Raw genomic sequence first — 12058 nt, forward strand, 5'->3', positions numbered from 1 at the left:
GAATGGTAGTAATATTCACCATTAAAGGATTGGGTTATTATGAATGTAATTTGGGAAAGTATTATATTAACTCTTACTGGAATAATTGTTTTGAAAATGACAGGTAGTACATCTGTCAGCCAAATGACAAGAGCTGAAATAATTATAGTTGTTTCAATTGGCCGTATTATTGTAGAACCTGTATTAAGTAGAAAAGTAGTCCCATCTCTATTTGCAGCTATCATATTTGCAAGCATACTACTTACCATTCATTTCTTTGAATTGAAATCAAGGAAGGTGGAACAATTCCTAAATGGAAGTAGCATTATAATTGTTGAAAACGGAGAGATTGTAAAAGAGAATTTGATGCAGGCAAAAATGTCGGAACAACAACTTTATATGCAATTAAGAGAAAAAGGGATTCATGATGTGAAGAGTTTACAGCAAGTTACAGCAGAACCGAATGGGCGTATTGGTTATCAATTAATAAAAGAAGCACAACCAATAACTTTAGAAATGTTAGAAAAAGTATTAGATCGGTACAATATAAAAAGATAATTTCTCATGAGAAACAGCCAATACTACAATAAAAATATTGGCTGTTTTTTTATTTTCTATAAACGTAAGGATTAATAAAATAGGGTAGATTTTTAACCAATCTTTATATTAGATATAGGCTTATTATTATGCTATATTCAATGGTGTTACGATGACTAAGGTAAGTGGTATGAATAGAAGAAAAAACTGTATAGCAAATACAAAAAATGCTTTTAATTTGATACTAAAAATGGATTAGAAATAAGGAGATAGATACATAATGGAATTTTGGGAATCAAGTTTTATTGAAAAACAAACGATGTGGGGATTTGAACCTACAGAATCTGCAATTTTGACAAAAGATTTTTTTCTTGAAAAGAATGTTAAGGATATATTAGTTCCAGGTATTGGATATGGAAGAAATGCAAAGGTTTTTATCGATAATGGTATAAATGTAACAGGTATTGAAATTTCAAAAACAGCCATTGATTTAGCAAAGCAACATGGACTGGAAGATATTAGCGTTTATCACGGTTCGGTAAATGAGATGCCTTTTAATAACAAACTGTATGATGGTATATATAGTCATGCACTTTTGCATTTGTTGAATAAGCAGGAAAGAGAGCAATTTATTAAAGATTGTTATAATCAGCTAAAACCAGGTGGATATATGGTTTTCACAACTGTTTCTCAAAAAGCTCCAATGTTTGGCAAGGGAAAACAGTTGGATAAAGACTATTTCGAAATAATGGAAGGAGTAAAAATGTTCTTCTATAATTCTGAATCTATAAAACGAGATTTTAATAAATATGGACTAGTACAAGTTTCCGAAATTGATGAACCAAATAAGCACATGGAAAATAAACCTTCAATCAATTTCTTAATGATAAAATGCCAGAAGGAACTATAAATAAAAGTTTTTAAATATTTCTAAAGATGTTTATATATTGATCATGCACAAATAAAAAGGACAAGCATATAGTATAAATACCTCTTAACTTTAAGTAACCTTAACTTTCGTTAATAGGTTATCTCAAAATCCCCGAAAAGAGCACTTGCGGAAACAAGTGCTCTTTCATTTGGAATTTTACACCATAAATATTGCATAAAATGTTAAACTGAAAAGAACACTTGTTTTAATTAAGAGTGTAGCATATGAATGGAGTGTTATTGAATGCAAACAAGAAAAGCCTATCTATATGTATTTGACACGATGTCTGATTGGGAGTACGGACATTTAATTGCTGAACTTAATACAGGGAGATATTTCAAAAAAGATGTAGCGCCTTTTAAAGTTGTAACAGTTGGAATAAATAAAGAAACGATTATTTCAATGGGGGGCTTGAATATAAAGCCGGATATTTCCCTAGATGAATGTATCCTTGAGAGTAACGATTTATTAATTTTACCTGGAGGGAATACTTGGAGTGAAGAAATACATAAACCTATTTTGAAAACAGTTGGTGAAGCTTTAAAAATTGGTACAATTGTAGCAGCAATTTGCGGTGCAACTATAGGTCTTGCAAATTACGGTTACTTAAATTCTAGAAAGCATACAAGTAATAGTTTAGATTATATGAAGATGGTTTGTCCTAATTATAATGGAGAAAATTTTTATGAAATGGGACCTGTAGCAACCAGTGAAAATCTTATTACTGCATCGGGTGTAGCGCCTCTAGAATGTGCAATGGAAGTACTGAAAAAATTAGATGTATTTGCGCCGGATACACTTCATTCATGGTATAAATTGAATGAGACTCATGAAGCAGAATATTTCTTCCAGTTAATGAATTCAATTAATAGCTGAGTAGTATTTCGAATGAAAAGTATATTTTAGATGATGCGAAAACTAATAACAAAATAATTTTATGAAAATAAAAGGTAAGGGTATTCCTATGAATATATGAGGAAATATCCTTACTTTTTATAGTATTATTTCTGAACGACAAACGTAATGGCATTTGTTTTTAATTGAATGTGTCTTTCATTTCGAACAATATCATAAGCTAATTCTTTTATTTCAACTTTTAGTTCTTTCCATTCTTTATAAATGCTTTTTAAAGTACTTATCATTTCTTCGGTTGAAAGATTAATTTCAATTAAAGCTTCTAATTTTTCATTCGTTATTGAATCAATTTCTTGTATGTTAGAGTTAATAATTAAACAATTAATACCACCGTTTTTTGTACCTCTTTTCATAGAGTGGAGTACATTTTTAAAATCTTCTTCTGATCTGACATGCTCTAAACTTGATACTGCAACGATATAGTCATAAGTATTAGGTCTAATATGATAGTTTTCAATTGCTGCTTCTTCTGTTTTTATAACCTCGAATACGTCATGTTCTTTGCTATAAATTTGTAGCTTTGTTAAAGCGGAATCAAGTAAATCAATACATGTAACAGTTCCGCTAGCATTTTTAATCTTTTGTGCAATTGGAATGCTATTTCTACCGACGCCAGAGCCAAGGTCAAGCACTTGTAATTTGTTTTTCTCTTCAAAGTAGTCCATTAAATCCATAACTGTTTTAACCGGCTTGTGAAGCCAAGATCCAGTTTCAAATAGTTTATATTGTTCATAGCAAAGATCGTGATAGTTCTTTTCTTCTTGTCTTATGTAATCGATACGGTTCATATTGTTTCAGCTCCAATATTTTTATTACAAAATGAATAGGTGGGGCAGCCTTTAACATTTGTTTGAATTCGAAAAATACCACCAGCATGTGGATACTCTTTTAATTCGTCATCCGTCATTCTTGTTCTGGCTGTTGTAACATATAAATCAGTTAAGTTAGGCCCACCAAATGTACATGATGTTACATATAACGCAGGAATTGGAATACTTAATATTTGTTCTCCAGTAGAGGGATTCCATCTAGTTATTTTTGAACCTCCCCAATGTGCAATCCATAAACAACCTTCTTCGTCAATTGTCATACCATCAGGTAGACCATCATTTTCAGAGAAAATGATTACATCACTTGGATTATGAATGTCTCCAGTACGTATATTATATTGATAGCGAACCACTTTTTTAGTAGGTGTATCTATAAAGTAAAGGTATGTATGATCAGGTGACCAAGCGATTCCGTTTGAAGTATTTACATGTGAAACTTTTTTCTTTACACTCAAATTATTATGTAAACAATATAAGGAACCTGCAGCATTCATACCGTATGTATCTGTAGTACCTGCCCAGAAACGACCAGCTGGATCACATTTTCCATCATTAAAACGATTTTCTATTAAATGAGGTTCGGGGTCAAAAATATGTGTCAGTTTTTCTGTATTTACATTAATAGAATAAAAGCCGTTTTCCATAGCTAAGAGTAATTTGTCCTCTAAATATGGAACAACACAGCCAATTTGTTGATTGAGAGCGATTACTTGGTTCGTATTGGTAGTAGGATTATATATGCATAATTTTTTCTCCATAATATCAACCCAATATAAAAGTTGCTTTTTTTCATTCCAACATGGTCCTTCAGCTAAACTTGCTTTAACATTTAAAACTAAGTCTATATTACTGAACAAGATGTTCACCTCGCGTTATAAGATATTAATATAATTCGATAAGAATAGAGGTAAACCTTTTAGTCAGAGGATATTATGATTTGTGCTCTAGAAAACTAATCTTCTCAAGTGATTAAAAGGTTTATAAACACGGAGAGGAAAATGCATATGATGTTTTATGAGATTGTTTGCTTTTCTTGTAAGAATATATTTCGTGTTTACGAAGGTAGTGAAAAATATAAGCGATTTAAAGAGAAACCAAAAGGGGCATATTGTTGTGATGAGTGTAGCCACAAAATTCAATTAGAAGCGATAAAGAATTTTTTTAGATAATTTTACGATTTCGATTCGGAAAAGTTTGACAATAAAAGTGTTATAAATTATCATATTAAAAAACTAATATTTAAGGCATAGAAGAGAAGAGTAGTTAAGAAAGAATACGTACAGAGAGCTCTGGTAGCTGAGAAAGAGCGGTATACATCTTAATGAAAAAAGACTTGGAGCTGCGCAAGGAACTAATTTATTTAGGGATGGTGCGACGGGTTCTCCCGTTATAGAGATAGGGTATAAGCATATTTTGCCGTACCTGAAGAGGTTAATATGGTGACATATTAACAAACTGAGGTGGTACCGCGAAGCTAACAACTCTCGTCCTCAAGATGAATAATCTTGGGGGTGGGAGTTTTTTTGTTGCATAAAACTGGAAATGAGAAACGAAAAATAATTGAGGTGAGTAATATATGCATTGGGCGTATGAAGTAGCGCATGAATTAATTAGGAAACATCCAAATAAAGAAATGTTTGTTTGTGCATCTGGAATTAGTCCGTCAGGTTCTGTTCATATTGGGAACTTTCGTGAAATCGTAACGACTTATTTCGTAGTAAGAGCACTTCAAGATTTAGGGAAAAAGACTCGTTTTATATTTTCGTGGGATGATTATGATAGGTTTAGAAAAGTTCCAAAAAATATTGATCCATCTTTTGCAAAGTATATTGGTATGCCATACTGTGATATTCCAGATCCGTATGGATGTCATAACTCGTATGCGGAGCATTTTGAAAAAGAGTTTGAAAAATCGCTTCAAGCATTTGGAATTGAAGTAGAATTTATTTATCAACATGATGAATATAGAAGTGGAAGGTATAATGATAATATTTTAGAGGCTTTGTATAAACGAAAAGAAATATATGATATTTTAATGGATTTTAAAACTGGAGAGTGTAGTGAAGAAGAGCGAGAGAGCTTTTATCCAGCTACATTATATTGTGAGAGGTGCGGAAAAGATACAACAACTATTACACATTTTAATGAAGTATTAAAAACAGTCCGGTATGAATGTGAATGCGGAAATGAAAAAGAGTTATCCGTATTAAATACAAAAAAAATGAAATTGAATTGGAAAATCGATTGGCCGATGAGATGGATGATAGAGGATGTTGTTTTTGAACCGGGCGGTAGAGATCATTCATCAGAAACGGGTAGTTATAATGTATCAAAAGAAATTGCAAGGAAAATATTCAATCGAGAAGCGCCTCATTACGTTGCTTACGATTTCATTGGTATTAAAGGGAATCATGAAAAAATGTCTAGTTCTTCAGGGAATAGTATTACACCAAGCGATATATTGAAAGTGTATATACCAGAAGTAATTCTCTTTATGTTTGCAAAATACAAACCAGGCGCTGCTTTTCATATTGGGTTGGATGAAGATGTGATTCGTAATTATACAGAGTATGAACGATTGAAAGATAGTTATGAAAATAAAACGCTCAAAAATGAAGATTTATTTAATGCAATTAAAATCTCTAAAGTTGATAGCGAGTTTAAAGAATATCCGAAATTTAATCAAGTAGCAGGAACGTTACCATTATTAAATTTTGATTCAACTATTTTACAGGGGATATTAAAGAAAATAGATAGGAGCTATGCATTAGATGAAATGAGAGCGATAAGTAATCGCGCAGAGTATTGGATAAGAAACTTTCAATCTGAAAAATTAATCGCGGTAAATCAGGAGAAAAATGCAGAGTTTTACTACACATTAGATGAAAGGCAGAAAGAATGGCTAGTAGAAGTTTGTAAAATACTTCGTTCTAATAAAGATTACTCTAACTTAATGGAGCAATTATATGCGATTTGTCATCATGAAAATAAAAAAATAATGAAAGAAAATCAAAAACAATTATTCACTATTATATATAAGCTCATTATGAATCAATCAAATGGTCCTCGTATACCATTATTAATACATGTGGTAAGCATAGAAAGATTCATCACACTATTAGATTTCTAAAGCACAGTTATAAGCAACGCAAGTACCAAAATTTCTAAGTACTTGCGTTGCAAATTTTACTATCGTGAATACATTTTCGGACATTCATCACCACTTGGTTCATAAAAACAATGGCTTTTAAACTGTCCTACAAATGGCTGGTTATACCATTCAGGTGGACAAGCTCCAACTGGACGGAAATACCAAAGAGCCCATCGTGCAGGCCAGCGCCATTGACCTTGTAAAACTTTTCTTGCAATTTCTTTTTCTGAATCACGAGCGCGTTGATAAAAATACCCGTATTGCACTGCTTCGAATCCGCCGGGGCTTTGGTATACTGCATCACGTACAGACCGGAGTTGTTTAAAATCTAAGCAATCACAAAATACACGATTTACGACAACGCATCCAACAAGCTCCTCACCTTGGCGACCTTCGCCTTCAGCTTCAGCACGAATTAAACGAGCTAGTAAATCAACATCACTTTCGTTGTATGGAATAAGGGGCATAGTGATACCACCTTTCTGTTATAGTAAAGAGTGTATGTTATAAAACAATCTGCGTGCTTTTTTACATAAAAATAACATTTAATTTTAAGAGGAGCTTGTATAAAAAAAGCTAATTAGTAATAGTAGATAAATATAAAAGGGAGAGGTATTATGTATCGAATTCATAAAGATAATATCATTTACTCAATGTCACCAGAAAATAAGCCGTGTATGGAAGTAGAGAATGGGAGTAGGCTTGTGTTTGAAACGTACGACTGTTTTGAAAACCAAATTGATTCTGAAGATGTCGTGTTTCAAGAATTAGATTGGAACCGAATTAATCCAGCGACTGGGCCTGTATATATTAAAGGAGCAGAACCAGGCGATATATTAGTCGTAACGATTGAAAAAATTAATATTGCAGAGCAGGGTGTTTTAACTACAGGTGCGAATCTTGGTGTAATGGGTGATGAGTTAAATGAAAATATAGTAAAAATCGTCCCAATACATTATGAACATGTTGTGTTTTCAAGTGAACTACAAATCCCGATTAATCCAATGATTGGGGTAATTGGTACTGCGCCGAAAGAAGAGAGCATTTCATGTGGCACACCGCATGATCATGGCGGGAATATGGACTGTAAAGAAATTAAAGAAGGAACAACATTACTACTACCAGTTAATGTCCCAGGGGCACTATTAGCGTTAGGTGATTTACACGCAGCAATGGGTGATGGGGAAATTGGTGTTAGTGGTGTAGAGGTTGCTGGTGAGGTAACTGTAACAGTTCAAACGATAAAAGGAAAACAATGGCCATTACCAATGGCTATTCAAAAAGAAAAAATGATGACGATTGCTTCAGAGAAATTGTTAGATGATGCAGCAAATCGTGCTGTACGTAATATGGTGACATTTTTACATGAAGAATTAGAAATGTCTAAAGCTGATGCAACGCTTTTATTATCAGCAGCAGGTAATTTAAAAGTTTGCCAAGTTGTGGATCCGCTGAAAACGGCGCGTATGGAACTAGGAATGGATTATGTGGAGAAACTAGGATTTACTTTTAGTAAATTTCATATTAAATAGATAAGGGACGAAAAAGGATACTTTTGTATAAAAGCATCCTTTTTTTAATTTACGGATTTTGTGAAAAGAGGTAGTATTTATTTTATATAAGTATATTTGAGATTGTGGATTAAAAAGGAGTTCAATAATGGTCAAAATTATGATTGTAGAAGACGATATGAAAATTGCAGAACTATTATCAACACATGTTGCGAAATATGGTTATCAAGGAGTTATTGTATCGGATTTTCAAAATGTATTAAACATTTTTTTAGAAGAACAACCAGAGTTAGTTTTATTAGATATTAATTTACCGAGTTTTGATGGGTACTTTTGGTGTCGTCAAATTCGCGGAGTTTCAACATGTCCGATATTATTCATTTCGGCCCGTGAAGGCACGATGGATCAAGTGATGGCGTTAGAAAACGGTGGTGATGATTTTATTCCGAAACCTTTTCATTATGAAGTTGTAGTGGCGAAAATTCGTAGTCATTTAAGACGTGCATATGGAGATTATGCACCGAAATTAGAAGAACGAATGATTGAACAACAAGGTCTTTGTTTATATCCCGAAAGACTTGTATTGAAACTTAGAAATGACGAGATTGATATAACGAGAAACGAAGCTATTTTTTTAGAGACATTAATGAAAAATTATCCGCGTGTTGTGAGTAGAGAAGTCTTACTTAATAAATTATGGGATAGTGAATCTTATGTTGATGATAATACATTAAGTGTAAATACAACACGTGTGCGTAAAAAGTTACAAACGTTGCATATAGAAGGTGCGATTGAAACGATTCGTAGTGTTGGATATAGATTTCATATTACTTGGGATAATGGTATAGAAAAATGATAAGGTTGTTTATACGTGATCATATACCACTTATTTGCTTTACCATAATTCAACTACTAGCTATATTTCTCGTATATTGGTTTGATGGGCATAATCATATTACAACGGCGTTATATGCAATGTTTCTAGGTGTTTTCTTTATGGGAAGTTATTTAGTGTTTCGTTATTTTACACATCGTTCTTTTTATGAGCGCCTAGCAAACCCGATGCAATCTTTGGATGAATCTGTTCAAAAATCTGATTTTGCAGCTGTATCGGCTGCTCTTCAAGAACTACTTGAGGTGCAATATAGACATTATCAAAATCAGCTGCAAATGCAAGAGAGAAAAAATAATGACCATTTAACCTTTATGAATCAGTGGATCCATCAAATGAAAACACCTTTATCTGTAATAGAATTAATTACACAGGATGAAGTAGATTCACGTTTTGAAAGTATAAATGAGGAAACTGATCGATTAAAAAAGGGATTAGAAATGGCTCTGTATGTCGCACGTTTAGAAGCGTTTACACAAGACTTTTATGTAGAAAGGGTACAACTACATAAAATAGTGAATGATTCGGTACATGAACATAAACGATTCTTTATACGAAATTTTGTATATCCAGAGCTTGAAATTGATAAGGACATTACTGTAGAAAGTGATGTGAAATGGTTACAATTTTTAATCGGACAAATACTATCGAATGCGATTAAGTATTCATCAGGTAGTAGAGAAAAGATTAAAATGAAAGCTTGTAAGGAAGGTAATACCGTTATACTTGAAATTGCTGATAATGGCGTAGGTATACCAAAACAAGATTTACCAAGAGTATTCAAACCTTTCTTTACAGGAGAAAACGGTAGAGATTTTAAAGAATCAACAGGAATGGGGCTATACCTTGTATATGAAATTACAAAACAATTAGGACATAGTGTGGAAATCCATTCAGAAGTTGGTAAAGGTACGGTAGTACGAATAATATTTTTTTAATGTGTAAAAAAGTAAACAAGGCTAAAGAACTTTGGAGATAAGTTTTTTAGCCTTGTTTTGTACCCTTGATAACATCGGAGAATGAAATGTTATATAGATAAGAGAGACAAAACGAACCCGATAAGAATAAATGTAAGACTACTTACATGAACCATTTTTAATAATAAAAATAGAATCTTATAGAAGTTGCGAATGATAGGAGGATTGAAATGGATATTCGTAAAATGAGATATTTCATAACAGTGGCAGAAGAATTAAACTTTAGTCGTGCAGCAGAGCGTCTTATGATGGCACAACCTCCTTTAAGTCAAGAAATTCGAAAATTGGAAGAAGAATTAGGAGTTCAACTTTTTCACCGGACAAAAAGAATGGTTGAACTTACCGAGGCGGGGAAAATCTTTTTAGAAGGTGCTAGGCAAACATTACTTCAAGTAGATAGAACTATTAAAGAAACACAGCTTGCAGATGAAGGGAAAATCGGGCATTTAATCATTGGTTTTGTCGATTCTACAGAAACAGTTATAGACATATTAAACATATTTCGAGAACGGTTTCCAAAAATTCAGCTCATATTACGTGAGATGACAACAGACCAGCAAATAAAAGCGCTTTACGAAAAACAAATTCATATTGGATTTATTCGTTCGGAGCAAAATAATGAAATATTATCTTCTGAAGTTTGTTCTGAAGAGTGTTTAAAGCTGGTTTTGTATGAAAATCACCCTTTCGTTTCGTTACCTAATATTTCAATCAAATCATTAGTGGATGAACCATTTATTTTATTTCCTCGTCATTTCGGTACAAATTTTTATGATTTAATTATTAGTTACTTTTGGGAACATAAAGTAAGTTTAAATATTGTTCAAGAGGCAGTTCAAATGCAAACAATTGTAAACTTAGTTGCAGCCGGAATAGGGATTTCAGTCGTTCCATCATCGGTGGAAAGCTATAAAAAATCAGGAGTCATGTATAAAGATATTCAAGAAAATACACCAAAAATAAATTTATATGCTGGATGGAGGAAGGATGAAAAGTCTGTCGTGTTAGAGAACTTTTTAACAGCTGTTAGAGAAGTTTATACGACTTCACAATGTGAACTTAACAGATAAAAGCCCATCTTGATAGGATGGGCTGTGGGAAGTTGGTAAGGGGTGTTTATTTATAGGTAAAACTCACTCATGGTTCAACCTGTTTTGCTAGAATCATACTCAGCGAAACCTTTTAATACACGATCAATCTGATCCATAATTTCAGGTTGCAATGTAATACTAGAAGCAATTACGTTTTCTCTTACTTGTTCCGGATTTGAAGCACCAATAATTGCAGAAGAAACAGCTGGATTTTGTAACACCCAAGCAATTGCGAGTTGAGATAGGGTAAGGTTAATTTCTTGTGCGATGGGGTTAAGTTTCTGGATAGAAGTAAGCACATCATCACTCATCCAACGTTGCACGAGTTTGTCAAAAAACGGTTTTCCAGCATCAGAGTTAGCACGCGATTGATTCGGTAATGGTTTACCAGGTTGATATTTTCCAGTGAGAATGCCTTGTGCGAGTGGGGACCATACGATTTGGCCAAGTCCCTCACGTTGACATGTTGGAATTACATCAGTTTCAATAACTCGCCATAACATTGAATATTGAGGTTGGCTAGCGATAAGTGGAATGTTTAATTCCTTAGCAAGTGCTGCACCACGGGTAATTTGTTCTGATGTCCACTCACTTACGCCTAAATAAAGGACTTTACCTTGTCTTACAAGATCTGAGAAAGCTAACATCGTTTCCTCAAGAGGAGTTGTTTTATCAAATCTATGTGCATAATAGACATCGATATAGTCTGTCTGTAATCTTTTTAACGATGCATTACAATTTTCTATAATATGTTTTCTTGATAATCCACGATCATTTTTTCCAGGGCCGGTCGGATGGCATACTTTTGTACATAGTTCTATACTTTCTCGGCGTATATCTTTCAAAGATTGGCCAAGTACTTCTTCGGCTATCGTATCTGAATAAACATCAGCAGTATCAAACGTTGTAATTCCGACATCTAGAGCGGTTTTCACACAATCATTTGCAGTAATCTCATCCACTTTTCCACCATGGTTTATCCAGTTCCCGTATGCAATCTTGCTTACTGTTAATCCACTGTTTCCTAGTTTACTAAATCCCATTGTAGAACCCCCCTTAAAAATGATACCTTTATTATAAGAACTGAAATTTAGTATGTATAATATATGATTTATGATGAATGTATATAAAAATTATATAAGAGGGGATGCTTACAATTTTATTGCTAGGGAAAGCTAAAGCAAATAGTACAACAAATGTGTTTGATGCTTGTTCGATATGAAGTGAAGAAATAATAAATAGAC

The 12058-nt window shown here is 33.2% G+C and carries 13 protein-coding genes and 1 other annotated feature; of the genes, 9 read left to right on the forward strand and 4 right to left on the reverse strand.

Annotated elements, in window-relative coordinates:
• The first annotated feature begins 39 nt into the window (after nucleotides 1–39).
• The 3 genes from AC241_RS12660 (at nucleotide 40) to AC241_RS12670 (ending at nucleotide 2323) form a co-directional block, all read left to right on the forward strand.
• Nucleotides 40–537, forward strand: a complete 498-nt coding sequence (locus AC241_RS12660) for a DUF421 domain-containing protein (RefSeq protein ID WP_029442379.1) — start codon at nucleotides 40–42, stop codon at nucleotides 535–537.
• Nucleotides 538–796: 259 nt separating this feature from the next.
• A complete protein-coding gene (locus tag AC241_RS12665; protein WP_029442380.1) occupies nucleotides 797–1426 on the forward strand; it encodes a class I SAM-dependent methyltransferase in 630 nt (209 codons plus the stop codon).
• A 264-nt stretch (nucleotides 1427–1690) separates the two neighbouring features.
• Nucleotides 1691–2323, forward strand: a complete 633-nt coding sequence (locus tag AC241_RS12670) for a type 1 glutamine amidotransferase family protein (RefSeq protein ID WP_029442381.1) — start codon at nucleotides 1691–1693, stop codon at nucleotides 2321–2323.
• A 125-nt stretch (nucleotides 2324–2448) separates the two neighbouring features.
• Here the strand turns inward: AC241_RS12670 and AC241_RS12675 are convergent, their stop codons facing one another.
• Nucleotides 2449–3150: a class I SAM-dependent methyltransferase gene (locus tag AC241_RS12675; RefSeq protein ID WP_029442382.1), complete on the reverse strand. Its 702-nt coding sequence runs from the start codon at nucleotides 3148–3150 to the stop codon at nucleotides 2449–2451.
• Nucleotides 3147–4049, reverse strand: a complete 903-nt coding sequence (locus tag AC241_RS12680) for an SMP-30/gluconolactonase/LRE family protein (RefSeq protein ID WP_050843686.1) — start codon at nucleotides 4047–4049, stop codon at nucleotides 3147–3149. Before AC241_RS12680 ends, AC241_RS12675 begins: the two co-directional genes overlap by 4 nt.
• 141 nt (nucleotides 4050–4190) lie before the next feature.
• Between AC241_RS12680 and AC241_RS12685 the strand changes: the two genes are divergently transcribed.
• Both AC241_RS12685 and lysS read left to right on the forward strand, forming a co-directional pair.
• Nucleotides 4191–4361, forward strand: coding sequence for a DUF2197 domain-containing protein (locus tag AC241_RS12685; protein WP_000551042.1), 171 nt, complete (start codon nucleotides 4191–4193; stop codon nucleotides 4359–4361).
• Between the two features lie 69 nt (nucleotides 4362–4430).
• Nucleotides 4431–4687 (forward strand) — a binding site (T-box leader).
• 81 nt (nucleotides 4688–4768) lie between these two features.
• On the forward strand, nucleotides 4769–6322 hold the full coding sequence (gene lysS / locus AC241_RS12690) for a lysine--tRNA ligase (protein ID WP_029442384.1): 1554 nt from the start codon (nucleotides 4769–4771) through the stop codon (nucleotides 6320–6322).
• A gap of 59 nt (nucleotides 6323–6381) precedes the next feature.
• Here lysS and AC241_RS12695 read toward each other — a convergent pair whose 3' ends face one another.
• Nucleotides 6382–6810, reverse strand: a complete 429-nt coding sequence (locus AC241_RS12695; protein ID WP_016081517.1) for a cell wall hydrolase — start codon at nucleotides 6808–6810, stop codon at nucleotides 6382–6384.
• Nucleotides 6811–6960: 150 nt separating this feature from the next.
• Here AC241_RS12695 and AC241_RS12700 point away from each other — a divergent pair, with 150 nt between their 5' ends.
• The 4 genes from AC241_RS12700 to AC241_RS12715 all read left to right on the forward strand — a co-directional run bounded on the left by AC241_RS12700 (nucleotide 6961) and on the right by AC241_RS12715 (nucleotide 10793).
• Nucleotides 6961–7875, forward strand: coding sequence for an acetamidase/formamidase family protein (locus AC241_RS12700; protein ID WP_029442385.1), 915 nt, complete (start codon nucleotides 6961–6963; stop codon nucleotides 7873–7875).
• 127 nt (nucleotides 7876–8002) lie between these two features.
• On the forward strand, nucleotides 8003–8710 hold the full coding sequence (locus AC241_RS12705) for a response regulator transcription factor (protein ID WP_050843688.1): 708 nt from the start codon (nucleotides 8003–8005) through the stop codon (nucleotides 8708–8710).
• Nucleotides 8707–9684 carry a sensor histidine kinase gene (locus tag AC241_RS12710; RefSeq protein ID WP_016081515.1) on the forward strand — a complete coding sequence of 326 codons (978 nt, stop codon included), beginning with the start codon at nucleotides 8707–8709 and terminating at the stop codon, nucleotides 9682–9684. The genes AC241_RS12705 and AC241_RS12710 overlap by 4 nt, the downstream gene beginning before the upstream one ends.
• 209 nt (nucleotides 9685–9893) lie before the next feature.
• The gene (locus AC241_RS12715; protein WP_029442386.1) at nucleotides 9894–10793 is read left to right on the forward strand and encodes a LysR substrate-binding domain-containing protein; all 900 of its coding nucleotides are present in this window, start codon (nucleotides 9894–9896) and stop codon (nucleotides 10791–10793) included.
• Nucleotides 10794–10867: 74 nt separating this feature from the next.
• Here the strand turns inward: AC241_RS12715 and AC241_RS12720 are convergent, their stop codons facing one another.
• A complete protein-coding gene (locus tag AC241_RS12720; protein WP_050843691.1) occupies nucleotides 10868–11857 on the reverse strand; it encodes an aldo/keto reductase family protein in 990 nt (329 codons plus the stop codon).
• Nucleotides 11858–12058: the final 201 nt, after the last annotated feature.

This window comes from Bacillus thuringiensis (assembly GCF_001182785.1).
Lineage (GTDB): Bacteria > Bacillota > Bacilli > Bacillales > Bacillaceae_G > Bacillus_A > Bacillus_A thuringiensis_S.